The following is a 23,164-nucleotide window of genomic DNA, read 5'->3' as shown; positions in this document are numbered from 1 at the left end:
CCCCCTTCCCTTCGGAGGCCTTATGACCAAGATGGCAATTTTCCTGTTCGGCTTTTTAGTGCTGACCATCGGCATCGGCCTGCTGGCGACCATCTCGCCGGTGTAACGCCGTCAGCTGGCAAACAGCATCGGGTACAACGACAGCACCAGCAAGCCCGCCATTGACCCGTTGAACACCCGCAACCAGCGCGGCTCGCGCAACACATTGCGCAGGCCGCTGCCACAGACCACCCAGACACACACGCTGGGCAGGTTGACCACGGCAAACACCAAGGCGATCACCAGCACGTTGGTGACATACCCCTCGGCCGGCGTATAGGTAGTGATTGCCCCCAGCGCCATGATCCACGCCTTGGGATTGACCCACTGAAACGCCGCCGCGCCGAGGAACGTCATCGGCTTGCCATGCGCATCACTGCTCTCGGACATGCCGGCGGACGTCGCAATCTTCCACGCCAGGTACAGCAGGTACGCCGCGCCCACATAACGCAACAGCGTGTAGGCCCACGGGAACACCTTGAATACCTCGCCCAACCCCAGGCCCACCGCAACCACCAACAGCATAAAACCGATGCTGATCCCCAGCGCATGAGGCATCGAGCGACGAAACCCAAAGTTCACCCCCGACGCCAGCAGCATGGTGTTATTGGGCCCCGGGGTGATCGAAGACACGAAAGCGAACAGCACAAAGGCTGAGAGCAGGCTGGTAGACATGAACATGGCGCAGCATCCAGACGGTGGTGACAGGTCTGTGACAGTAGAGGTTTAGCGGGCCGAACGCCCCGTACAGCTAGGGGTGGATCGGGGAATACACTTTCGCCGCACAAAAAAAGGAGCAAACCGCAACGGTTTGCTCCCGGGATGCACTACTTAGCGCTGGCCACCGCCACCGCCTGGACCACCACCGTGGCCACCGCCTTGTCCGTGCCCACCACCACCACCACCACCACCACCACCACCACCTGGTGGTGGCATGAACATCCAGCAACCCGATAGGGTGGACAACAGCGCGACCACGACGGCCGCCTTGGTCAGGTAATTCAACTTCATGAAAACACTCTCTGCTTGGCAATATTTGTTTCGCGAGAGATAGGACAAGCGAAAGCCGACTGCGTCACGGCTATCGTGTAACGTGTTGGTAGGCTTTGTATTTTTAAACTTACAACGCGCTGCGAACGAAGCGTTTGCATCCAGCGCTATCGGAGTTTGAAACATGATGATCGTTCGATGCATCACCTTGGCTGCCCTGCTCGGCTTATCGCCCCTAACGATGGCTGAGCCCGCTATTGCAGTGGGCTTTTCACCGGAAGGCTCGGCGCGGGCCTTGGTCCTGGAGACCATCGGCAGTGCGCGGCACAGCATCCAGATGCTTGCCTACGCCTTTCAAGCGCCCGACATCACGCGGGCGTTGGTCGAGGCGCAAAAGCGTGGGGTGAAGGTGCGTGTGGTCATCGACAAGAAGCGCAACCTTGGCAAGGCCAGTACCACGGCCATGGACTTTGTCAGCCGCAATGGGGTGGAACTGCGTACCAGTGACCACTTTCACCTGCAGCATGACAAGGTGATTATTGTTGATGGCAGCACGGTGCAAACGGGGTCATTTAATTATGCGACGTCTGCGGAGACGGCGAATTCGGAGAATGTGCTGGTGATCAAGGGGACGCCGGAGGTGGCGCGCCGGTATGTTGATCATTGGCAGTCGCGGTGGGAGCTTGGAGTGGGTTATACGGCTCGGTGAGGTACGTTTCAGGGCGATAAAAAACTCCGTGGACGTTGGTCTACGGGGTTTTCAAGAGTGGGGGCCGAGGTTGGAATCGAGGCGGCGTAGGGGGATTTACGATCTATGAATAAAACCGAGCAACCTAATTAGTTAGAGCAAAAACCTTTCCAGATTTATGATTTATCAAGACGGCTAGAGGCTTCCTTCATGCGGCATTGATTTGTCATTGCGTAACTGATTTTCGCTGCAATCTTGGCTGGCTAGCATCGCCGCAGTCGTTTCATCCACGTCTTTCTAACCCTCCACAACAGATAGCTATCGGCCAAAAGCGAACAGTGATCCCGCTAAATAAAACTGTCCGCTTTTCTGTTAGAGGCACAGTTCAACCCTTACTTAAAAGCCGGTGAAGTGCATACCATCAGTTTTGATGGCAAGAACTCCAAGGCGACTCACATTTGAATCAGAAGAAAAAAATGGGGCTCACGATACGGCTAATGGGCAGGTAAATAACGGTTAAATAGCGTGGCGAAATCTATATCTTCGAGCTCCCGCCCAATGAAATAGCCTTTATCCCGAGCGAGATTAAGCGCTGCCCCCCCTGGGGCGGCAACAGGCAGAATAAAAGCCTTAGGGTTGAGCCGCCTTAACATATCGTATTCGACCTCAACACCTTCCATCCCGCCAATGAAAACTGCACCGACAAGATCTTCCCTAGAGAGCATCTGCTCGCGCATCAGTTGCAAGCTACCTTGGATATCCTCGAGAACGGGATCGGTATAAATTACGTTGCCAAACCGTTGGTTCTCTTCCGGATAACGACCTTCGAAAAAGCGGCTTTGATACAGGATCACAGAGCTTGCGTAATCAACCCCGAGATCTTCGCAGATGCTCCAAATCATTGGGGTAATTGCAGGATGGCCGCCCCATACAATCTTGTGACGGCGAACGGTAGCGATAGCCAATTCACGAACGGCACACTGGATTAGAAACGGGTCAGCGGTCTCGTAGTACGTCCCTCGCCCGTTCACGGGGATGCTTGCAGAGAGGAAAATTGCCCCCATTTCTACGCCCTCCAGTCTGCAAATTGCCAGCCAGCCTCGCAAGCCTTAACCCAGTGCGTCGCTTGGATGTATTGGCCCAGCCAGTCCAAGTGACTCAGCCATTGGGGATGCAGACCTATATGGTCATAGAGTATGGCCACAGATTCGTCAGGAGAGCTCATTGAAGCTTCGTGCATTGTTGTCGAGGTCGGCACGCCCACCGTTGGGTAAACCACAACCATCCGGTCGTCGGGAAGACGTACTCGAATCCCGCGGCCGGTGCCCATGCCAATCACTTCGCCACCTATGGCCTCAATGCCTATTCGCAGATTGCTTACCAAGTTGACGGTTCGCACCGCATGGCTCTTGCTGCGAACTTCTTCAAGCTGAAGACAGATCCGGTCAATCGCGGGGTCACTAATCCGTCCAGATATGACATCTATTTCACTCGCATCAAGTTCAGCGAGGCTTGCAGTTGCCAAGCGCGCGTTCCGCTGGGCCTCAGGCCACCCTACTCGAAGAACACTAATGCCCTTGGCAAGCGCCCTTCCGAACTCGGCTGCCGTCCATCGACTGTTGAAGTAGTCAGGCGTGTCGAGCATCAACAGCACGTCAGAGTCGCAAAGCCGATGCCACAGCATGGCCTGAAAATCTTCTGCCGGCGCGATGCTATGCGTATCCAGGAAAACGTCGAAATGCCTGGCAGAGAGCGCCTCGAACATCTGCATGGCTGTCTGCCTGGCCTCGTCTCGTCGATAACTGACAAAGACCCGACGTTGCTTCGGAAGCAGGCCCGCACATTCTAAAAGCGCAGTGGCGATACGTTTCACCCCACCATTGGCGTAAGACAAACAATTCAATGGGTGCAGAATTTCCGGGATTTCCGTCGCAACTCGATCTAGGTCAGACACGACCGGGACAACAGGAACGCCACCTCGCAGCAAGCTTGGTAGGCTGGGGTGATCCGCACCTACTCCGCCAAAAAAAACAACGGCAGCCGATCGTTGCTGATGAGGAGTAAAAGCAGCAGGAACTATCTCCAAGCTGATATCTTGGCCCAACCTCAAGCCGAACATGGAAACCGCATCTGCTACGGTGGTTTCAAGCTCAAAGATTTGTGCGGCCGTGGGCGCCCCCAAGACAGCTAGCTGATAGATGAATGACATGACAGCCTCACTATCGGAGTTGATTAAGCGCCAATAATCAAATAGACGCCGAGAGACTATCCCCCGAGCGCCCGCGCCTACTCAGAACCGCTCCCACGCATCAACATGTTGGCCGCCAAAGAATCTGGAGCGCACCTCCGCAAAGTGTTCTTTGCCAGCCTCATTGCCACGTTGCGCCATATCCTGGATAGCCTCGGCGTCATCCATTTTGATTTCGACAGGGGTCTGCTGGTTAACGCGCACGTGACGTGTCGGACCGAGGAAGCTCTCTGCGAGTACCAGAGCACCATGCTCTTGGGCGGCGAAAAAAAGATCGACACTGTGTGGTGCCCAACCTGCCTTGCCCTTTCCGAGCTGATCGGTGAAGTCGCTTTCGCTACTGAGCGTGCCGATGCTCAGTACATCAATCCTATCTAGAGGGATTTTCAAGTATCGAACCGCTTCCGCCAGAGCCGGGAGGATGGGGTTATTGGCCCAGACGCCTCCATCTAGGAACGTCTCCAGTGCGATAGGCCCGTCGAAGGCAACTTCATCGAAATAGGTAGGTGCAGCGGATGAAGCCAATGCGGCATCGACGGCTGAAACATCTCGATAAGCGGTGCGATCTGGGCTATGCGGGGTGACGATCGCCTCTGCTTGACCTTGCTTAGCCCGAACAGTGGGAATCACCAGACGGCAGCGAGAATCCACAGCCAACGTTTTGTTCCCGTACACCTCAGTCAACAGGTCGCGAAGTGTGGCTGAGTCATGCTTGGATTTGAGCCAGTGCCGCAGTTTCCGATCCTTCGGAAAAATCTGCGGCCCCTTTTTCTCGTAAAACTCAAGGATTTCACGCGGTTTCAGGCCCATGGCGAGCCCAATAGCAAGAATTGCACCCGTGGAAGTGCCAGCAACCAAGTCGAAGTGCGAAATCAGGTCATTCCCACCACCGGCCTTGAGCATGTCATCCCACTTGGCTAAGACTGCTGCAGTGAAGGTACCTCTGAGCCCTCCTCCGTCGAGCGCCAAGATGCGGAAGTTACGACCACGCGAGATGTTCCGGCGGGCAAGTGGTAGGTTCTTCAGTTGCTCAACAATCAGCCCTACGACCTGGTCAACCGATGTGCTGTTGGCAATGGTCGCATTCGCCTCGTGAGGTAGCCCGTTTCGCAGGCGAGATAACAACGAAGGGTCGTCTTTGAGATAACCCGCGATCGCTCCGCCAAAGCCAGCGACGACAAAGGCTGGCTTTCCGAGCTCAAGCATCGTATCCAGCTCATTGGGAACACCTGCTTTTGCTTTGTTCAGGTCCCACCACGCACCACCCACGCAAATGACGGCGTCCGAACGATCAGCCATCCAATCACGCATCGGCGTCAGGCCGTCTGCGGCCGGACCATCGCTATTATCTGCAGGCACGATCTCTACAGAAGCGAACGCACTCTGCTCTTCAATTTCAGCAGTGTACTGGTCCGTTGAGTAGCTCCTCGCCCGCACTAGAGTAAGTGCATCCTTGCTCCCACCTGCCTGGATGAAGCCCTCTGCGGCTTTGCGCAGTGGTTCAGTGAACGAAGGATGGCTCCCATGGACAATGGATCCCCCCTCACTGAAGACTTTCGCTGCGATTTTCTGTACGAAATCAGCGATGTCTGCTTGCAATTCTTTGTTCGACCCGGACAGGTGAATCCTGACGCCGGCCAGGCGCTGTGTGACTGCCATGTGTAATACCTGAGTGATCTGAAATGTCGATTTCTGAGGGCCACTAAGGCTAGGATCGTATTTCTAGTGGCCAGCCAAGCCCGCTGCGGTTTCGATCCAGCCAGCAATATTTTCCCTGCCGTTTTGAGCGACGAAGTCGTATCTCACGCAGTGCTCGGACAGCTTGACAACCTTGTTGTCGCTGGTAGGGGCATCAAACCACAGATCAGAGGCAGGGATGGCGGCGGCGTAGTCCGAGTACTTCACCCATTTACCGTCCTTGAACTCCGCGAAATAAATCTTTCCGCTGGAGAGATAGACACCCACTTCAGCCAGTGGGTCTTGGCCCTTAACTCCCAACTCCTTCGCGTTGTTTTTTAGGTCATGGATATCGACAGTGAGCAGCCCATTGCCCTTCAAAACGCTACGCACGATCTCATAACGTACCCAGCGCCTGGCAGCGGTGTACTGACCGGCAAGCACGCACGTCACGGAAGTGTTCTTGAGACCATTACGGAGGAATGTCTTGAGCGCCTCATCGCCTTCCTTCTGGGAAGCTTCGAATACACTGCCGTCGAAGAACCCATCCGCGGCTTGATCGTTGCTGACAACCAAGCAATTCCTGACATTAAAGACTCGCCAAACGTCTTCTTGATAATGGAATGAAAAAAATGTTTTACGTGCCATCCCTTGCCTCCATTCGTGGACAACCCACCGCCATTATTTCGGAGCGACCGCAGTTCACTCTGGCATGTGTCGTCTGTGGTCACCCTGTTAAGTGAGACCGCCAGACATCGAGCGGGTTAGAAGCCAACAAGATTACACCAAGCAATCGCCGGCGACATCAATATGATGGCCAGGTAGGAGTTATGGCGTGGTTCACTGCTTAGACATGTTGAATTGAGACACGGTAGGCAGCTTGAACAACGCATCAAAAGATGGCACTTTGCTTGCAAAATGCTAGGAAAGCTTGATTATGCCAATTCGCCAGTCAGATCTCCTTAACGCAGGCCAACGCCGCTCCATGCAAGGGCGATTCAGTAAGCGTTTCAGCCAACCCACAGCTTTTTTGAGCCATAGCCACAAGGACGCAACACTCGCTCTAGGCCTACAAGAACTGCTCAACAGTCAAGGTTGGGACGTCTACATTGACTGGCAGGATCAGACAATGCCCGACAAGCCGGATGCTGAAACGGCCTTCAATATCAAAGCAGCAATTATCCGCGCAGACTGGTTCCTCTTTCTTGCAACGCAGAACTCGATGACGTCACGCTGGTGCCCCTGGGAAATCGGCTTTGCGGACGGCAAAAAGCCCCATGATCGCATCGCGATTGTCCCCACCGTGGACAACTTTGGCCATTTTTATGGCAACGAGTACCTGAACCTGTATCACAAAATTGATGTGCCTAGTGGCGCCGCTGGTCTTGCCTTCTACGACACTCGAGGCAACGGCAAGTGGGTCAACACTCTTTAATTTCAACCTACCTGTATTGCCTACAACATGAAAAGGGAACATCTACGATCTGTATTACTTTTTTGTTAGGACCTGTGACTATGACGTAATGGACAAACATTAAAGCCTAGAAGAATACCATCTATGTACAAGGACTGGAGGTGACCGATGGCGGAGAAAAGGAATGTATTTATCAGCCATGTCCACAAGGATGATCATGGACTGCAGAAGCTTAAGGATTTGCTAGCCCCTAAAGGGCTGGAGGTAAGAGATTCCTCCATTCATACAGGGAAATTCAACAACGCCACTGATGAGCACTACATAAAGACACAGATCCTTGCGCCAGCTATCAACTGGGCGGGCGTTTTTATTTGCTACGTTTCCCCCCAGACCAAAAGCAGTGATTGGGTCAACTGGGAAATTGAATATGCAGCCAAACAGGGAAAGCGCATTGTTGGTGTATGGGAGCATGGCGAGAAAGAATGTGACCTCCCAAGTGCCCTAAAAGAGTATGCAGACGCTTTAGTTGGATGGCGTGGTAATGCCATCGTTGATGCAATCAACGGGAAGGATTCTTGGGAGAAGCCTGATGGTGACGGCTGTGATCAGGTGCCATTGAAGAGGCATCCATGCTAATGGCTCGTATTCATTCTTATGTCGTGCGGTATGACAGTGGTTTCGCACCTAACCCATTCTACGGTTATTGTTCGCTTGCAACTTGCAAACCCAGAATCCGTCAAACAGCTCATGTCGGGGATTGGGTAGTCGGTAGTGGCAGCAATGATCGAAGTATTCGACTTGGTGGACATCTCGTTTATGCGATGCGTGTCACTGAAGCAATGACATTTGATCAATATTGTTTAGATCCTAGGTTTGAATCCAAGAAACCGTACCGTAGTGGTAGCCGGAAGCAAAGCTGTGGAGACAATATCTATTTCAGGGCTGCAGTTGGGGCCGATTGGCAGCAGCGCGACTCGTTTCACTCTCATCCAGATGGCTCATCCAACCCGGATCATGTGGCTCGTGATACAGGTGTTAACAGAGTTCTGATTAGCGACGATTTTGTGTATTTCGGAGGCGAAGGCCCTGAGTTTCCCGATGAGTTGAAAGACCAGCAAGGCCGCAACATATGTAAAACAGGAATTGGGCTAACCACCTTTTCTGATGCGCAACTGATTATGAACTTTGAAAAGTGGATTCGTAGTTTTGGTGTGCGCAATTATCAGAGCGCGCCATTCGAATGGCTGAATCTACGCAGGTGACCTATGAAAAAAGAAGGCTCACTCCTACTATCAGATTACGCTGCGGAAATCGCAGCTACAGACGTACTTGATTCGCACGACTTCAATCCAGTCCTCCAAGGACTATACGGAGAGGTTGGTGGGATAATGGCTACGGCCAAAAAAAATGTTCGAGAGAGAACTGCATACCCTGGCTTTAGAAGGGCGGCAGAAGAAGAATTTGGCGACACTCTTTGGTATTTAGCGGCAATCTGCAGACGCTTGCAGATCCCTCTTGAAGATATCTTCGCGGAAGCTGCGAATCACGGAAATTTCAGAAATGTAGGAGCTGCAAGTGATGTAACCGAGGGTGCGTTAGCTTACATCGCTGTGCCCGTAGACTCGACCACTTCCTTGGACGCCACCTTAGTCCTTCTTGGACAATCAGCGGCGGCCTTGCTGGGAAACACTCCCACCCGTACTAATTTGGTTTCTTTCGCACGAGCGTATTTGGATGCAATGCACGCAGCCAAGCTTGCGTTTTCGGAGGTAGCTCGCGGTAATCTTCGGAAGGCTCGTGGCGCGTTTTTGGAGCCTCAAGTAGATGATTTAGCTGGCCTTGATTTCGACTGTGAGTTTGGGATCGAAGAGCAGCTACCTAGGGACTTTAGGATACGGGTAAATCAACGAGGAAGCGGCAAGAGCTATCTCCAATGGAAGGGGGTGTTCATTGGAGACCCGCTGACTGACAACATTGCCGATAATGATGGCTATCGATTCCACGATGTCTTTCACTTTGCTTACGCAGCAATCCTGCACTGGTCGCCTGTGATGCGGGCATTGATCAGACACAAACGGAAGAGTCATCCGAGGTATGATGAAGAACAGGACAGTGGTCGGGCCATCGTCGTGGAAGAAGGGGTTTCGGCGTGGATATTCTCCAGAGCCAAAGAGCTGAATTTCTTCGAGGAACAAGAAAAAATTTCACTTGGGCTTCTCAAGACTATTGGCGAGTTCGTGGCTGGTTACGAAGTTGCGAAATGCCCGCTGAAGCTCTGGGAGAGAGCGATTCTGGATGGTTATGCTGTCTTTCGCCAGCTTAAGGCGAACCAAGGTGGTTGGATCATTGGAAACCGAGAACAACGCACCATCACATACATGCCGCTTGAGTCTGAAAAATGAAGATCCACCCATTTGTTAATGCAGTTGCTTCGCTGCAGTTTGAAGACTGCTTCAATCCGTATTCTGATCGTTGTGAAATTCACGACCGACGCGATGCACCGCGTCGCCGTGCTGCCGCGCTGTCCGCCATGTTGCGTCGTGCGACTGAGGAGCCCGTAGATGCGATATGGATCGGACGAGATCTAGGATACCGCGGAGGACGCCGTACAGGCTTAGCCCTGACTGACGATGTTCACATAAACCAGCACACTAGACGTTGGAATCCTGACCTAGTCTCCGAGCGACCGACGATAGGTAATGCTGTGGCCGAACGAACCGCTGCGGTCATATGGGGGATGCTGGAAAACATTGATGCTCGCATCTTCTTGTGGAACGTATTTCCTCTTCATCCGCATGAATCAGGAGATCCGTTCACAAACCGGCAGCACAACGCGAGTGAGAGACGAGCAGGTGAAGCGCTTCTCCAGCAGCTCATTGACTTACTACGGCCCTCTCGCATCGTGGCCATTGGCAACGATGCTGCCGCTGCGGCACATCGCATTACAGATTCTGTACCTGTGGTTTGTGTGAGACATCCTAGCTACGGGGGGCAGACCCAGTTCCAGAAGCAGATATCGGAGCTCTATGGGCGTTGCATGAGCACTGGATCGTTGTTTTGACAAGCTTCGCTTCTTCGTGAACGGTGGTTGCCGTTTCAATTCCGCATGATAGCTGCCTCTGATGTAGTTGTAGCCCTGCGCTAATGTTGACGCCCGGCGTAGAGCTTTTCCTCTAGCGTCGCGCTTCTCTGCTAGAGGTACTCAAAAAAAACAGCTCCCGAATCTGATGGAATAGATCGATTACGCTATTCGGCCTTTTCCATTAAGCATATTGACCTTTGGAATGAACACTGCGGGTTGGGCTGCAGTAGCCAAAGGTGAGTGACCGCTTCTGGACGATTGCAGCCTAACATCACTCTGATCACGCGCACTCCCATTGCTCACACTTGCGGAACACTACTGACAATTGCAGAAACCTCACTTTCCTGCGGCCAATAAAAAACCCCGTAGACGTTAATCTACGGGGTTTTCAAGAGTGGAGGCCGAGGTCGGAATCGAACCGGCGTAGGTGGATTTGCAATCCACTGCATAACCATTTTGCTACTCGGCCTCAAACGATCAATGCCCTAATCACTGGCACTCACCGCATGCAAACTTGAGTGGGCTAATGAAGCCTGCCTCTACTCTAACTCATTGAATACATTGAAGTTTTTAATGCTTCGTTGCGTTCGATGGGCGCCATTATGTACGTATTTGCCAATGCGTGCAACCCCTTGATTTCAAAAATATTTCGCAGCGCTTTCAAGAGGTTGCGTGCCTGCCCTACTCCTTGATCTGTAGCTGCTGGTACTGCGGGTCGGCCTTGATCTGGGCGTCGGTGAACGGCAGCGGGCGGAGTTTTTTCTCGGAGAAGGCCTGGGTCTGGTCCTTGCCGTGCCTGGAGGCTGGGTCGCTGGACAGGGAGAACGCCAGCAAGCCTTGGGCCTGGGGGCCGTTGTCGTCGAAGGTGACGATTTGCAGGTAGCTGCTGCCGCTGACCACTTCGCGTTTGCCGTCGGCACGTGGGACGGTTTGCATGGCGTTGTAGATGCCCAGTGCCTGCGGGCCGCCGTGGATCGGGGTTTGGCCGCTGACCTGGATATCGCCCCAACGGCTGTTGGCGGTCAGGCCCAACTTGCCCACGTCGGCGGCGGACGCAAGCATCGCCTCGCGCAGGGCTGTGGCGACAGGTTCACGGTCGATGGCCAGGCCGCGTGGCGTGGTCAATGGTTGCGCCGGGTCGAAGGCCACGCGCCAGGCGTCGGGAAGCTGCTGCAGGTGGTCCATCAGGTTGATGAAGTGCACCAGGCCCAGGCCGCTGTCGAGGTTGGCGCGCTGGTCCCAGGTTTTCAGGCTGGTGCACAACGGTTGTAGCGCAACGGCGTCGGCGCCCAGGTGTTTGGCGCAGAACGCCAGCAGGTCTGGCATGAGGAGCCCTGCCAGGTACACCTCGTTGTCCATCACCATATGTTGCAGGTCGGTGACGCTGATCGGCTTGCTTTCCAGGGATTGCAGGCGTTGCACAGCGAAGCGTGCACGAGGGCCCAGGCCGATGTGGTCTTGGCTGATCACCGGTGAAAAACCGGTCAGCGGCGCCTTGGGGTTGGCCAGCCACGCCGAGTCGTTGGAGTGCTGCACATAGTCGCTGCGTTCCAGTTGCGGCAGCTGGTCGGCGGCAAAGATGCCGGCCTGGGCCGCGCGCGGGTCGATGTCCCAGGCGCAGGCGCTGTGGGCGCCGTCGAGCACGATCAGTTGCAGGCCGGCGCGCGGGTCGCTGCATTGGGCGAGCTTGGCCTGGCTGACGTTCGGCACCACCGACAGGTTCATGTACAGGCTCTGGCCTTGGTCGTCGGCGGCCAGGGTGTTGACCCACGGAATGCCTTGCAGGGTATGCACCGAGGTTTGCAGCTCCTTGAGGCTGGCGGCGCGGTTCATCGCGTACCACTGCTGCAACACACGGTCGTTGCCGAGGTTGGCGTCGCGCAGGCTGAAGGCGTAGTGACTGTCCCAGTCCAGCTTGCCGGGCCATTGCACCACTGGGCCGAATTGGGAGCTGTAAAGCGTCTGGGACACGGCCTTGAGGCTGCCGTCGGGCTGTTTGGCCTGGACGGTTACCGTGGTTTTATCCAAGGGGATGGATTTGCCGTCCAGCAGGTAACGCGTGGCGTCCTTGGGGTCCAGAGTCAGGCGGTACAGGGTGAAATGCTTGGAGGTATCGACCGTATGGGTCCAGGCCACATGTTGGTTGAAGCCAATGTTGATCACCGGCAAGCCCGGCAATGCGGCGCCCATCACGTCCAACTGGCCGGGAATGGTCAGGTGCATCTCATAAAAACGCATGCCACCGACCCACGGAAAATGCGGGTTGGCCAATAACATGCCACGGCCATTGAACGAGCGGTCACGGCCGACTGCCACTGCGTTGCTGCCACGGTCCAGGGCAAAACGCTGTTGATTGGCCGCTGCCACCTCGAAGCGCTGGGCGCTGGCCTGTACGCCAGCGGTAACGCCAGGCGGTGTTGCACCCGCCAGTGCTTCGGCGAATTGGCCTACACCCCCCTCCACCAGCAAGCGGCGGGTCAGCTTGACCACGTCCTCAGCCGTGATTGCGCGCACCCACGCGGCCTGGCACTGTGCCGGCGCGCCGTGTTCTTTCAGATAACGGTTGTACCCCGCCACGTAGCCTTCGACCCGCTGCTGGATCTGCGGCGTTTGCGCGTTCCAGAAGGTGGCGACCGCCTGCGGCGTATTCAGCCAGGTGAAAAACACGTCACTGGCCAGGTTGTTGCGCTCTTCCAGCGTCGCCTGCTCCGGACCAAAGAAGCGTGAACGTTCGCCACTCACCGTCACCACTTCATTGGCCAGCAGGCACATATTGTCCTGGGCATACGCATAGCCGATGCCGTAGCCCAAACCACGCTCATCATTGGCGCGGATATGCGGCACGCCAAAGCCGGTGCGCTGGATTTGCACCGACGCCTGAGCCACCTGCTCCCGTGCCGATGCGGCCAGGCTCAACCCCAGCAATACACCCGCCACACACACCCTGGACAACCCGTTGGAAATAATCACGCCCACTCCACAGTCAAATTGAACACCCTCGCAAGGGGCAGCTACCCCACCGTAAGGACGCAATTGACCGGGAACAATTTAGGCACGCGCAGGCTTTGTCGCTGTGACAAATCCGATACTGACGAAATTTACACATCGAAAACTTCATGATTTCGGCTGCTCGTTCGTCTTATTAACTAAGAGCGCTCATTTTCCTGATCAGGCTCTGATAAGGAGTTTTATTGCATGTACAACTCGCAACTGCCCACGGATGGACATTCACCCGCCGCCGAGGCCACGTTTGGCAACGGCGGCCACGCCTTCGGCAAGGCGCCGGAACAGCAAGGCAACCAACGGATCCGCCATTTGCTCAAGTATTTTGGCCTGCGCACCAGCCTGATCCGGCTGAAGGTCATCGACGCCCTGCTCACGGCCGCCGACAACCAGCGCACCCTCGGGGTACGCGGCGTGCACAGCCACTTGCTGGAGCTGGGCATTCCGTTGTCGTTTCTCAGCGTGCGTGAGGTGCTCAAGCGCCTGTGCAGCGAGGGCGTGATCACCCTCAATGCCGATAAAAGCTACAGCCTCCATGCAGAGGCTGCCAAAGTGCTCGAAGGCCGCGCCTGACTCAGAGGTTGGGCTTGACCTTGCGCCGCATGATGCCGTTGATCACCACCACGATCACGGCGACGGAAATCGCGATGTACTGGAAGGTTTTCTCACTGATGGCCCCGATGTTCTGCAGGTAGGACAGGCCAAACATCGTCGCCAGTACCGTCAGGGCGATCAGAATCGAATATTTCAAACGTTGCTTTTGGGTCATGACAGTTCCTGAATCTTGAGAATGTAGCCGCTGTGTATCGCCGAACATACCAGGCACACCGCCCTTACCAGGGATGAGCCAGGGTCGGCAAGGTCCCATGTTACAGGCGATGACGCACTTTGGCTTGCCTGACGCAGACGTTATCGCCGTAATCCCAGGCCCGGAGAGGCGCACAACTCCACCAGCCAATCCACAAATACCCGCACCCGCTGGGACAACTGGCGGTGCGGCGGGTACAACGCCGTCAGCGCCATTTCCGGCACCGGCAGTTTGGCCAACACCGGCACCAACGTGCCCTCGGCCAATTGACGCATGGCGTGGTAATGCGGTGCCTGGATCAGGCCGTACCCGGCCGCGCACGCCGCGAAGTACCCATCGGCGCTGTTGACTGCGATGCGCTTGGGCAGGTTGATCGCGCGCAGTTCGCTGCCCAGCTGGAACTCCAGGCCAAAACGCTTGCCGCTGGTGCTGGAAACGTACTCGACCATCTGGTGATGGGCCACCAGTTCGTCAAGGGAGGTGGGCACCCCCATGCGTTCGAGGTAAGCGGGGCTGGCCAGGGTCACCTGCTCCATCATCGCCAAAGGCCGCGCCACCAGCGATTCATCCAGCGCCAAACCACCGCGCAGCACGCAATCCACACCTTCGCGGATGAGGTCTACCGGGCGGTCGTTGAGGCCGATCTCCAGCTCGATCTGCGGGTAACGCGCGGTAAATTGGGGCAGCGCCGGGATCACGATAAAACGCCCGATGCCTGATGGCATGTCCACGCTCAACGTGCCCCGTGGGTGCTGGCGGCTGGCGGAAAATACCGCCTCGGTTTCCTCAAGGTCGGACAGCAAACGCACACAGCGCTGGTAGTACGCCGCACCGTCCAATGTCGGGCTGACCTGTCGCGTGGTGCGCTGCAACAGCTGCACACCCAGGTGCGCTTCCAACTGCTTGATCAGCACCGTCACCGACGCGCGCGGCAGTTGCAGGCTGTCGGCGGCCTTGGCGAAACCACCTAATTCGACGATCCGGGTAAACACGCGCATCGCATTAAAACGGTCCAAAGGCACCCTTCTCCGTCGATTATTTGGAATTTACGAATAGTGATAGCGGTTTTAGCCGGTTTATCCAGGTTTTGTCGAGGATAACAATAGCGACCTACCCCACCCAGGAGCTGCACCCATGCACACCCGTCAACTCGGCAAAAACGGCCCTCTTGTCTCCGCCATCGGCCTCGGCTGCATGGGCATGACCGATTTCTACACCACCGGCACCAACACCCAGGAGGCCATCGCGACCCTGCACCGCGCCCTGGAACTGGGGGTCAACTTCCTCGACACCGCCGACATCTACGGCCCGCACACCAACGAGAGCCTGATCGGCCAAGCCATCGCCGGCAAGCGCGACCAGGTGTTCCTGGCCAGCAAGTTCGGCATTGTGCGCGACCCGGCCAACCCCGCGCTGCGCGGCGTCAACGGGCGCCCCGAGTACATCCGCGCGGCCATCGACGGCACCTTGCGCCGCCTCGGCGTGGACACACTCGACCTCTACTACCAACACCGCATCGACCCCGAGGTGGCCATCGAAGAAACCGTCGGCGCCATGGCCGAGCTGGTCACCCAGGGCAAGGTGCGTTACCTGGGCTTGAGTGAAGCCTCCGCCGCCACCCTGGAGCGAGCGCACAAGGTCCACCCCATCAGCGCCCTGCAAAGCGAATATTCGCTATGGAGCCGCGACCAGGAAGACAACGGCTGCCTCGCGGCGTGCCAGCGCCTCGGCGTCGCTTTTGTGCCCTACAGCCCACTGGGCCGTGGCTTCCTCACCGGCGCATTGAACAGCCCGGAGGATTTCGCGGCTGACGATTACCGACGCTTCAGCCCGCGCTTCCAGGGCGAAAACTTTGCGAAAAACCTTTTGCTGGTTAACCAGGTTCAAGCGCTGGCGGCCGACAAAGGTGTATCCGCCGGGCAACTGGCGCTAGCGTGGGTGTTGGCCCAGGGCGACTTCATCATCCCGATCCCCGGGACCAAGCAGCGCAAATACCTGGAAGAAAACGTGAAGGCCCTGTCGATCACCCTCGCGCCTGACGAATTGGCCGCGCTGGAAGCGATCTTCCCGGCACAGGCAACCGCCGGCCTGCGTTACCCCGAAGCGGTCATGGCGATGCTGGATATATAAAAATCAGGCGCCGGCAAACGGCGCCTCGACTTTCTTGCACGAACGTACCTAAAGCTCCTGACACCCAAGCCGATAGCCCTACGAAGCTCCAACAAAGCCGCGTGAATAATAAACGCTTCGTAAGGACGACCCCCATGCCTGCACTGCGCTCCATCCAAGCCCGCTACACCCTGTTTTTGGTGCTGTTCGTCCTGGTGTTATTTGTCTTGACCGTGGTCGGCATCGGCCAGTTGGTCGCGCCCAAGTTGCAGCACACCGAAGAACAGGTGGTGCTCAACCGCGTCAGCGAAGTGGCCGAACAGATCCAGGGCGAACTGAACAAGGTTCAGGCCCAGCAACGCACCATCACCCAAACCATTCCCCTGCTCGACAGCGATGCCATCGACAAGGTCCTGCCGGGCCTGGTGGATCAGTATGGCGAGCTGAAAGTCTTTGGCGGCGGCATCTGGCCGTTGCCCAACCAGCGCACCCCGGGGCGCAACAAGCACAGCACGTTCTGGCACCGCGATGCCTCGGGCAAGCTGGCGGTCAACACCTTCTGGAACAGTGACCCCGCGCCGAACTACTACGACCAGAGCTGGTACAAAGGCGGCCTCGCCTCGCCGCGCGGCCAATGCGCCTGGGCTGCCGCGTATAAGGACGACGCCAGCCAGGAACCGCGCACCAACTGCGCCATGGCCATCCAGCGCGACGGCACCGCGTACGGCGTGGCGACCATCGACGTGACCCTGGGCTTCTTCAATGACCTGGTGGCCAGCAAGGAAAAAGACATCGGCGGGCAAATGCTCATCGTCGAAGGCGACGGCAAGATCATCAGCAACAGCTCGCGCATCAGCGGCCCGGTGGTGTTGAAGAACATCAGCGAACTGACCGGCACCTCGGAGTTTGCCGCCCAGGTCAGCAAAGCCCTGGCCCAGCGCAACCAGGGGTTGCAGCGCAGCGAGTTCGACAACGGCGGCGTCGCCAGCACCTTCTATATGCGCCCGATCGAAGGCACGCCGTGGTTCCTCGCCACTGCCCTGCCCACGTCACTGATTACCGCCCAGCGCAATGACGTGTTGGGCAGCCTGGCCCTGCTGCAAATTCCCATGGTGTTGTTGCTGGTGCTGTTGCAGGTCTACGCGATCCGCCAACTGGTGCAGCGCATGAAGTCGCTCAAGAGCAACATCGACGCGCTGTCTGCCGGCGATGCCGACCTGACACGGCGCATCACCATCCGCGCCGAGGACGAACTGGGGGCCATCGGCCATTCGGTGAACCGTTTTATCGTCTACCTGCAAAACATGATCGGCGAAGTGACCCAGGCCACCGCCGCCATGTCGTCGGGCCTTGCGCAGTTGCAGCAAACCTCGGCGCAGACCAACCAGATCCTGGTACGCCACGCCTCGGAGACCGACCAGACCGTCACCGCCATCACCGAAATGAGCTCCACCGCCGACACCGTCGCGCAGAACGCCGCCGAAACTGCGGCGTTTACCCAGCGCGCCAACGAGCACGCCGACCGTTCCCGCGTGGTGGTGGGCGAAGCCTCCAACAGCGTCAGCGCCTTGATCGGCGAAGTGTCCAGCGCCACCCATAGCGTAGAAAACATGCGCCAGGACGCCGCACGCATCACCGAAACCCTCGGCGTGATCGGCGCAATTGCCGGCCAGACCAACCTGCTGGCGCTCAACGCCGCCATCGAAGCGGCGCGGGCCGGCGAACAAGGCCGCGGCTTCGCCGTGGTCGCAGACGAAGTGCGCGCACTGGCAGCGCGCACCCAGGCCAGCACCTCGCAGATCAACGAGATGCTCGCGCGCCTGACCACCGGGGTGAGCACGTCGGTGGCGGCCATGGAAAATACCCAGGCCAGCTGCCAGTCGGCGGCCGATGCGACGGCGCGGGTCAACACCGGCCTGGACGAGATGGCCGGCTCCGTCAGCCATATCAACAACCTCAGCACGCAGATCGCCACCGCCGCCGAGCAACAAAGCGCGGTCACCGAGGAGATCAACCGCAGCATGGTGCACATCCGCCATATGGTCGAAGAATTGGTGCAAAGCGGGCACGCCACCGAAACCAATACCCAGAGCCTGCTGGACGCCAATGGCCGGGTTATTGCGCTGATGAGTCGCTTCAAAGTCCGTTGATCAATTGCTCGCATACTCCCGTGCAAAGCACGGGAGTCGGACTATTCTGACAGTTCCCAGTGCTAAGAACGCCACACAGGAGGTGTGCAATGCGCGCTGTCGAGCAGTCGGTCCGCTTGGAGCGGATCAGTCAAGAACGCTTCATTCAGGCCCCCATCGAGGCCGTCTACGACTACGTCACCCAGCCCGATCGCTGGCACGAATGGCACCCCACCTCCCTCAGTGCCGACACCGGAACCCTCGGTTCCCTCCCCGTCGGTGCACGCTTCACCGAGTACATCGACCTGCTGGGCGTGCGCGTGCCCATGAGCTACCGCGTGCAGATCGCCCGGCGCCCCAGCGAATTCAAGACCGTGTTCACCTCCCTGGCCGTTGACGGCTCGATTCACTACTTCTTGCAGCCCCACCGCGACGGCACTCTGTTCAAGCGCGTGCTGGTCTATGAAACAGAACTGCAACTGGCCACCTTGCATGACCGCATGATCGAACTGTCGGCGATTGCCCTGGACCAGCTCAAACATCGGCTGGAAAACCCACCCTTTGTATAATTTAGAAACATTACCGCCACAGCTCCCCCCTGAGGGAGCTGGCTTGCCTGCGATGACGTCGTCATGATCGCCCCGACCATCACCGTGTGAGCCCATCATGAAAACCCCATTGCGCTTGGCCCTGCTGTCCGCCCTGTTCACCACCACCCTGGCCCAGGCGGCCGACCTGATCCCCATCGACGTGCACCGCGACGCCAATTGCGGTTGCTGCAAAAAATGGATCAGCCACTTGGAAAGCAACGGCTTCAAGGTCAACGACCATGTCGAAGCCGACATGAGCGCCGTCAAGCAACGCCTCGGCGTCGCCCCGCGCCTGGGTTCGTGCCATACCGCGGTGATCGACGGCAAGTTTGTCGAAGGCCACGTGCCCGCCGAGCAGGTGCTGGCCTTGCGCAAGCGCAGCGACCTGCTGGGCATGGCCGCGCCGGGCATGCCGATGGGTTCGCCGGGCATGGAAGTGGACGGCCGCAGCGAGGCCTATCAAGTCATCGGCCTGACCCGCGAAGGCAAAGATGTGGTGGTGGCTGACTACCCGGCGCAATGATCGCCGGCTACCTGGGGCTGTTCCTTGCGGCGTTTGGCGCCGCGACCTTGCTGCCGTTGCAATCGGAAGCCGTGCTGGTGGGCCTGCTGCTCAGCGGGCATTACAGCTTGTGGCTGCTGCTGGGGGTTGCCACCCTGGGCAATGTTCTCGGTTCGCTGGTCAACTGGTGGCTGGGGCGCTGGGTCGAGCACTTCAAGGGGCGGCGCTGGTTTCCGGTCAGCGACCAACAACTGGACAAGGCACGCCGGCATTACCAGCGGTGGGGGCATTGGACGTTGCTGCTCAGTTGGGTGCCGATCATTGGCGACCCGTTGACCTTGGTGGCTGGGGTGATGCGTGAGCCGTTGTGGCGGTTTTTAGTAATCGTCAGCCTGGCAAAATTGGCCCGATATCTCGTGGTTGCTCTAATGACACACGCGTACTTCTAGACGCTGCCGGTTAACCACTTGTCGCCAATGTCAATATTGACAGCTAGGCACTCATATCTACAAAGCGTTTCACTTGCCTGAGGAGAGAGCTTGGTGCTCTCACCAGCAGGGGATATGAGTCATGTCAAAAAAAATACGTGAGCCCTTTGAGAATGAATTGCTTCCGTCTCCGCCAATGCGGCCCGATCCGGAAGTTTCAGTGGAAGATCTGGACGACCCCTACGTGAGTGGGGCCGTTAAACCTGTGGTTGACGCCTACGCAGGACTGGGTATCCGCCACGTGGAAAATTACCTGATTGTGCATTTCGAACGTTGGGGTTCACTGAACCTCGGCGACATATTCGAGTTTTACATGAGCGGTCGGTATCCCCTGGCGTGGGGGGAAATTGGTGAAGATGACATTGGTAAATCAAGCCTTCAGTTAGCAATCCGTCGCGAACTGGTTCCCCTGGGATTGGTTCAAAACTGCTTTGGCCGTGTCGAGCGAAGAGGCTCTGGAACAGAAAGTACCTCACCCAAGCGGACGATGTTAGTAATAGACACCCGCCCCGGCGGCGCTGAATCGGTTGGCCTACCGTATAACGATAAACTGAAACTTCACCTGCCGGCGGATTTGCAACTCCCAGGGGCGATACTGGATCCCGAGCGGGCGGCGCTAGGTGTCGTGTTTACCTTGGACCGTTACCTCAATATCCGGATACGAGATGTCGTTCAGCTTTTTTGGAACAGCGATCCCACCAAAATGGTGGAATTAGTCATAGACGCTGACCATGTAAGCGGAATTAAAAAAATCGAAATTTTCGTTGACGGAAGCATCATTATACTTGGCGGTAGCGGTTTGCTGTCGCACAGGTGCTGCGTGCATGACGAGGTGTTTAATTTTTCCGGCTACCATCAACGGTACTCAAAGGCCTTGCCCCTTGAGGCCGACCTGGACCCAAACCTACTTGAAAGACCCTATCTACTTGCTGACGGGGTAGATATTTCAGAGTACGACCACGACGTTTACAGTCGCAGCCACGTGCAGGTCGAAGTGTATGTGGACAGAAGGCTTCCAGACGGCACACTGACGCCGACAGGTACTGAAATCGAGGTGACATTTTCAGGTAGTCGTGAGGACGGTACGAGTTACGTTGTCGTCCTGGATCGATTCCCTGCTCGGATTGGTCGATCAACATTTGCCGATGTGGATACTGATTACTTCAAAGAAGTGATCGGTGGGTCCGTCAACTTCAGCTATAAATTGTTTTTCCCTGCCGCAACGGAACTGGCAAGATCCCGCAACGTAAGGGTGCCGGTCATTGGCACAAGAGCAGTAATGCCACGACTCTTCGTAGTGGAAAACGAAGCCGGGTTAATTGATCCGAACTTACCGCTTATTACCGTAGAGTTCCCCGAATACGAACCCTACAACCGAAATTACAGTGTCAAACTCGTCATGCAAGCAGTCCTTGTTGGCGGTGGTACAGTGGAATACACCGAAACCCTACTGGCGGGTAACCCTCCACCTCCAACTCGATTCCGAATTGTATTCCAGCATCAGTTTGAACGCTTCATCGGACTGGGCGACGTGCGCATGTGGTACGAGGTCGACGACGGGGCTATCGGTCCACTAAGTGCAGGTACCCTGACAGTGCGCAAATCCGAGGAGCTTATCGTGCAGTTCGGCGAGCGTGTAAAAGAAATGCCAGAGATGACCGTCGAAGCGGTAGATGAAGATTACAACTTGGACCCCGATGATCTGGTACGTCAAGCTCGCGTAACGCTACCTTATATGCGCACTGCTCCCGGAGATACATTTGTTTGGCGCCTGAATGGAAGCGTCCCTGGGGGAAGTACGGGTGGCGAAATCGATATCAACGGTGCCACCGCAGGCAGAGCGGTATCGTTCAATGTGGACAAGGAAGTTTTTACCACCAACAAGAATGGCGAAATGCGGGGTACCTACTCCCTTATACCCGGCAATGGCGGCCGAACCCTGCACTCGGAGGTTTTGATATTCAGCGTTGGCAAGGCATTGCGCAACTTGCCTGTGCCGGAAGTGATTGAAGCAGAAAAAAATCCGGACAAATTGACACCTGAAGCAGTGTTGGACGGTGCTACAATAAAAGTATCCTTTATAGAAATGTTGCCGAGTGACCTGATAATGGCCGAATGGCTAGGCGTGCTCGGGAGCGAAATCGACACTTACCGGGAGACGAAAAACGGCAACACCAACAAAACAGTTCAATTCATTGTGCCGAAGAGTGTCATAGGTGCCAGCATTCGGCAGCATGGCAGTGACATTGTCGTAAGGTATAACCTGATACGGGGTACCCGCAAGCTCCCCTCTCCCCCCTTGCATTTGAATCTGCGCCCGCTAAATGCGCCACCAACGCCAACTATTCAGGGCATTCCTGGCCAAACACTAAATCCACTCATGTTATCTGGCGAGGAACTAACAGAGATCACTCGCTGGCACTTCATTAACCGCAATCAAACTATGCGGCTAGATCACTATGGTGTATTTCCAGACGACGAGCCCTATCGAGAGTCAACCTTAGACGGTGACCTGGTTGGCGAAGATGGAGAACGACTCGGCATCATGTCGCGCACGCCAGTGAGCCAAATCCAAGTACTCAAGAACAACTCAAACTACAACATTGAGTTCTGTGTAAATTTTGCTCAAACAGATGATCGAGAAGACGAAACTTGCTTCCCCCTGAGAACGTACACCATCGAAAACACAGTAACCACGCCGGCAATCACCAGTGTTCGAGATGGCAGTGGGAATGCGCTCACCAAAACCTATTACACGACTCTTAGTTCTGTGAGGCTGAGTGGCACAGCCGAACCTTTAAGCAAATTGGAGATTTGGACAAGCGCTATTCGCAGAGATGCTTTCGATGTCCCCAGCAGCGGCAATTGGAGTAGAACTATTTCAGGCTTATCAAAAGGAACTTATGATTTTCAAGCACGCGCCGTTGTCGGAAATCCTCCACCCGTCTCAAATATTAAGAGGGTCATTGTGCAGGCAATCATAGGCAAGCCTGTGATTACGGCAGCTTACAATGCCGCGGGTCAATACATTCCCCCAGGTGGATACGTGTCACACCCCGGTACTGCTGGTGGGTTTGTAAGATTCACAGGAACGTGCACCGCTCGTCCCTACCAACGCACGGCACACATACGTTTCCCTGCAGGCGGTGGTTACGGGTTCATTATTAACGCCGGTCGAACAACATGGAGTAGAGACACGGAGGGTTTTTCCCAAACCCAAAACTGGCTAGATTGGCAGGTTACAGAAACTGAGGAAAACCCGCAGAACCGCTCAGACTTGTACCGTATTGTGTATAAACAGTGAGCACTGCGAATGACTCCCGATGCATTGCATCGGGAGTTTTTTTGTGCCTGAGCCTTACTACGTCGAGCGCTGGAAGCCCGAGTACGAGCGCTG

General features: G+C 56.3%; 22 protein-coding genes and 1 tRNA gene. 14 read left to right on the top strand and 9 right to left on the bottom strand.

Annotated features, from left to right (window positions below; genetic code table 11):
* Positions 1 to 111 precede the first annotated feature (111 nt).
* Positions 112 to 720, bottom strand: coding sequence for a LysE family translocator (locus J1G37_RS15180; protein ID WP_207042950.1), 609 nt, complete (start codon positions 718 to 720; stop codon positions 112 to 114).
* Between the two features lie 141 nt (positions 721 to 861).
* Here J1G37_RS15180 and J1G37_RS29145 point away from each other — a divergent pair, with 141 nt between their 5' ends.
* Positions 862 to 996, top strand: coding sequence for a hypothetical protein (locus tag J1G37_RS29145; RefSeq protein ID WP_277990758.1), 135 nt, complete (start codon positions 862 to 864; stop codon positions 994 to 996).
* A gap of 217 nt (positions 997 to 1,213) precedes the next feature.
* Positions 1,214 to 1,738, top strand: coding sequence for a phospholipase D family protein (locus tag J1G37_RS15175; protein ID WP_242551598.1), 525 nt, complete (start codon positions 1,214 to 1,216; stop codon positions 1,736 to 1,738).
* Positions 1,739 to 2,211: 473 nt separating this feature from the next.
* On the opposite strand, the gene J1G37_RS15170 is transcribed toward J1G37_RS15175, so the two are convergent.
* The 4 genes from J1G37_RS15170 to J1G37_RS15155 all read right to left on the bottom strand — a co-directional run bounded on the left by J1G37_RS15170 (position 2,212) and on the right by J1G37_RS15155 (position 6,290).
* On the bottom strand, positions 2,212 to 2,781 hold the full coding sequence (locus J1G37_RS15170; RefSeq protein WP_207042949.1) for a hypothetical protein: 570 nt from the start codon (positions 2,779 to 2,781) through the stop codon (positions 2,212 to 2,214).
* A 2-nt stretch (positions 2,782 to 2,783) separates the two neighbouring features.
* The gene (locus J1G37_RS15165; RefSeq protein ID WP_207042948.1) at positions 2,784 to 3,926 is read right to left on the bottom strand and encodes a toll/interleukin-1 receptor domain-containing protein; all 1,143 of its coding nucleotides are present in this window, start codon (positions 3,924 to 3,926) and stop codon (positions 2,784 to 2,786) included.
* 81 nt (positions 3,927 to 4,007) lie between these two features.
* Entirely contained in the window at positions 4,008 to 5,624 is a 1,617-nt protein-coding gene (locus J1G37_RS15160) for a CBASS cGAMP-activated phospholipase (protein WP_207042947.1), read from the bottom strand.
* Positions 5,625 to 5,687: 63 nt separating this feature from the next.
* Positions 5,688 to 6,290: a TIR domain-containing protein gene (locus J1G37_RS15155; protein WP_207042939.1), complete on the bottom strand. Its 603-nt coding sequence runs from the start codon at positions 6,288 to 6,290 to the stop codon at positions 5,688 to 5,690.
* A 289-nt stretch (positions 6,291 to 6,579) separates the two neighbouring features.
* Between J1G37_RS15155 and J1G37_RS15150 the strand changes: the two genes are divergently transcribed.
* From J1G37_RS15150 to J1G37_RS29180, 5 genes are all read left to right on the top strand, one after another.
* A complete protein-coding gene (locus J1G37_RS15150; RefSeq protein ID WP_207042937.1) occupies positions 6,580 to 7,077 on the top strand; it encodes a toll/interleukin-1 receptor domain-containing protein in 498 nt (165 codons plus the stop codon).
* Positions 7,078 to 7,224: 147 nt separating this feature from the next.
* A complete protein-coding gene (locus J1G37_RS15145; protein ID WP_207042935.1) occupies positions 7,225 to 7,692 on the top strand; it encodes a TIR domain-containing protein in 468 nt (155 codons plus the stop codon).
* Positions 7,686 to 8,318 carry a hypothetical protein gene (locus J1G37_RS15140; protein ID WP_242551597.1) on the top strand — a complete coding sequence of 211 codons (633 nt, stop codon included), beginning with the start codon at positions 7,686 to 7,688 and terminating at the stop codon, positions 8,316 to 8,318. Before J1G37_RS15145 ends, J1G37_RS15140 begins: the two co-directional genes overlap by 7 nt.
* Before the next feature lie 3 nt (positions 8,319 to 8,321).
* Entirely contained in the window at positions 8,322 to 9,458 is a 1,137-nt protein-coding gene (locus J1G37_RS15135) for a nucleoside triphosphate pyrophosphohydrolase family protein (protein WP_207042934.1), read from the top strand.
* Positions 9,455 to 10,117: a uracil-DNA glycosylase gene (locus tag J1G37_RS29180; protein WP_207042932.1), complete on the top strand. Its 663-nt coding sequence runs from the start codon at positions 9,455 to 9,457 to the stop codon at positions 10,115 to 10,117. The genes J1G37_RS15135 and J1G37_RS29180 overlap by 4 nt, the downstream gene beginning before the upstream one ends.
* 416 nt (positions 10,118 to 10,533) lie before the next feature.
* Here the strand turns inward: J1G37_RS29180 and J1G37_RS15125 are convergent.
* Together J1G37_RS15125 and J1G37_RS15120 are read right to left on the bottom strand one after the other, a co-directional pair.
* Positions 10,534 to 10,607: transfer RNA gene (locus J1G37_RS15125), tRNA-Cys, on the bottom strand.
* A 212-nt stretch (positions 10,608 to 10,819) separates the two neighbouring features.
* Positions 10,820 to 13,108, bottom strand: coding sequence for an acylase (locus tag J1G37_RS15120; RefSeq protein ID WP_207042930.1), 2,289 nt, complete (start codon positions 13,106 to 13,108; stop codon positions 10,820 to 10,822).
* A 225-nt stretch (positions 13,109 to 13,333) separates the two neighbouring features.
* On the opposite strand from J1G37_RS15120, the gene J1G37_RS15115 reads away from it, so the two are divergent.
* A complete protein-coding gene (locus tag J1G37_RS15115) occupies positions 13,334 to 13,714 on the top strand; it encodes a fe2+ zn2+ uptake regulation protein (protein ID WP_207042928.1) in 381 nt (126 codons plus the stop codon).
* A 1-nt stretch (position 13,715) separates the two neighbouring features.
* On the opposite strand, the gene J1G37_RS15110 is transcribed toward J1G37_RS15115, so the two are convergent.
* Positions 13,716 to 13,910 carry a hypothetical protein gene (locus J1G37_RS15110; protein WP_017735715.1) on the bottom strand — a complete coding sequence of 65 codons (195 nt, stop codon included), beginning with the start codon at positions 13,908 to 13,910 and terminating at the stop codon, positions 13,716 to 13,718.
* A 140-nt stretch (positions 13,911 to 14,050) separates the two neighbouring features.
* Complete coding sequence (locus J1G37_RS15105; RefSeq protein WP_124527648.1) at positions 14,051 to 14,965, bottom strand: LysR family transcriptional regulator; 915 nt, start codon at positions 14,963 to 14,965, stop codon at positions 14,051 to 14,053.
* Between the two features lie 118 nt (positions 14,966 to 15,083).
* Here J1G37_RS15105 and J1G37_RS15100 point away from each other — a divergent pair, with 118 nt between their 5' ends.
* The 6 genes from J1G37_RS15100 (at position 15,084) to J1G37_RS15075 (ending at position 23,071) form a co-directional block, all read left to right on the top strand.
* Complete coding sequence (locus J1G37_RS15100; RefSeq protein WP_207042926.1) at positions 15,084 to 16,079, top strand: aldo/keto reductase; 996 nt, start codon at positions 15,084 to 15,086, stop codon at positions 16,077 to 16,079.
* A 134-nt stretch (positions 16,080 to 16,213) separates the two neighbouring features.
* Positions 16,214 to 18,208, top strand: coding sequence for a methyl-accepting chemotaxis protein (locus J1G37_RS15095; protein WP_207042924.1), 1,995 nt, complete (start codon positions 16,214 to 16,216; stop codon positions 18,206 to 18,208).
* 89 nt (positions 18,209 to 18,297) lie between these two features.
* Entirely contained in the window at positions 18,298 to 18,756 is a 459-nt protein-coding gene (locus J1G37_RS15090; RefSeq protein WP_207042922.1) for an SRPBCC family protein, read from the top strand.
* Positions 18,757 to 18,853: 97 nt separating this feature from the next.
* Complete coding sequence (locus J1G37_RS15085; protein WP_124527643.1) at positions 18,854 to 19,300, top strand: DUF411 domain-containing protein; 447 nt, start codon at positions 18,854 to 18,856, stop codon at positions 19,298 to 19,300.
* Complete coding sequence (locus J1G37_RS15080; RefSeq protein WP_207042920.1) at positions 19,297 to 19,728, top strand: YqaA family protein; 432 nt, start codon at positions 19,297 to 19,299, stop codon at positions 19,726 to 19,728. Before J1G37_RS15085 ends, J1G37_RS15080 begins: the two co-directional genes overlap by 4 nt.
* A gap of 121 nt (positions 19,729 to 19,849) precedes the next feature.
* Positions 19,850 to 23,071, top strand: coding sequence for a hypothetical protein (locus J1G37_RS15075; protein ID WP_207042919.1), 3,222 nt, complete (start codon positions 19,850 to 19,852; stop codon positions 23,069 to 23,071).
* Positions 23,072 to 23,164 lie beyond the last annotated feature (93 nt).

The organism is Pseudomonas sp. Marseille-Q1929, from assembly GCF_017316265.1.
GTDB lineage: Bacteria > Pseudomonadota > Gammaproteobacteria > Pseudomonadales > Pseudomonadaceae > Aquipseudomonas.
Note: the sequence above shows the minus strand (reverse complement) of the source record. Positions and strands in the feature narration are given on the sequence as shown.

Coding starts and splice junctions, on each gene's coding strand:
- J1G37_RS15180 (WP_207042950.1), bottom strand. CDS start 720: ATGTTCATGTCTACCAGCCTGCTCTCAGCCTTTGTGCTGTTCGCTTTC.
- J1G37_RS29145 (WP_277990758.1), top strand. CDS start 862: ATGCACTACTTAGCGCTGGCCACCGCCACCGCCTGGACCACCACCGTG.
- J1G37_RS15175 (WP_242551598.1), top strand. CDS start 1,214: ATGATGATCGTTCGATGCATCACCTTGGCTGCCCTGCTCGGCTTATCG.
- J1G37_RS15170 (WP_207042949.1), bottom strand. CDS start 2,781: ATGGGGGCAATTTTCCTCTCTGCAAGCATCCCCGTGAACGGGCGAGGG.
- J1G37_RS15165 (WP_207042948.1), bottom strand. CDS start 3,926: ATGTCATTCATCTATCAGCTAGCTGTCTTGGGGGCGCCCACGGCCGCA.
- J1G37_RS15160 (WP_207042947.1), bottom strand. CDS start 5,624: ATGGCAGTCACACAGCGCCTGGCCGGCGTCAGGATTCACCTGTCCGGG.
- J1G37_RS15155 (WP_207042939.1), bottom strand. CDS start 6,290: ATGGCACGTAAAACATTTTTTTCATTCCATTATCAAGAAGACGTTTGG.
- J1G37_RS15150 (WP_207042937.1), top strand. CDS start 6,580: ATGCCAATTCGCCAGTCAGATCTCCTTAACGCAGGCCAACGCCGCTCC.
- J1G37_RS15145 (WP_207042935.1), top strand. CDS start 7,225: ATGGCGGAGAAAAGGAATGTATTTATCAGCCATGTCCACAAGGATGAT.
- J1G37_RS15140 (WP_242551597.1), top strand. CDS start 7,686: ATGCTAATGGCTCGTATTCATTCTTATGTCGTGCGGTATGACAGTGGT.
- J1G37_RS15135 (WP_207042934.1), top strand. CDS start 8,322: ATGAAAAAAGAAGGCTCACTCCTACTATCAGATTACGCTGCGGAAATC.
- J1G37_RS29180 (WP_207042932.1), top strand. CDS start 9,455: ATGAAGATCCACCCATTTGTTAATGCAGTTGCTTCGCTGCAGTTTGAA.
- J1G37_RS15115 (WP_207042928.1), top strand. CDS start 13,334: ATGTACAACTCGCAACTGCCCACGGATGGACATTCACCCGCCGCCGAG.
- J1G37_RS15110 (WP_017735715.1), bottom strand. CDS start 13,910: ATGACCCAAAAGCAACGTTTGAAATATTCGATTCTGATCGCCCTGACG.
- J1G37_RS15100 (WP_207042926.1), top strand. CDS start 15,084: ATGCACACCCGTCAACTCGGCAAAAACGGCCCTCTTGTCTCCGCCATC.
- J1G37_RS15095 (WP_207042924.1), top strand. CDS start 16,214: ATGCCTGCACTGCGCTCCATCCAAGCCCGCTACACCCTGTTTTTGGTG.
- J1G37_RS15090 (WP_207042922.1), top strand. CDS start 18,298: ATGCGCGCTGTCGAGCAGTCGGTCCGCTTGGAGCGGATCAGTCAAGAA.
- J1G37_RS15085 (WP_124527643.1), top strand. CDS start 18,854: ATGAAAACCCCATTGCGCTTGGCCCTGCTGTCCGCCCTGTTCACCACC.
- J1G37_RS15080 (WP_207042920.1), top strand. CDS start 19,297: ATGATCGCCGGCTACCTGGGGCTGTTCCTTGCGGCGTTTGGCGCCGCG.
- J1G37_RS15075 (WP_207042919.1), top strand. CDS start 19,850: ATGTCAAAAAAAATACGTGAGCCCTTTGAGAATGAATTGCTTCCGTCT.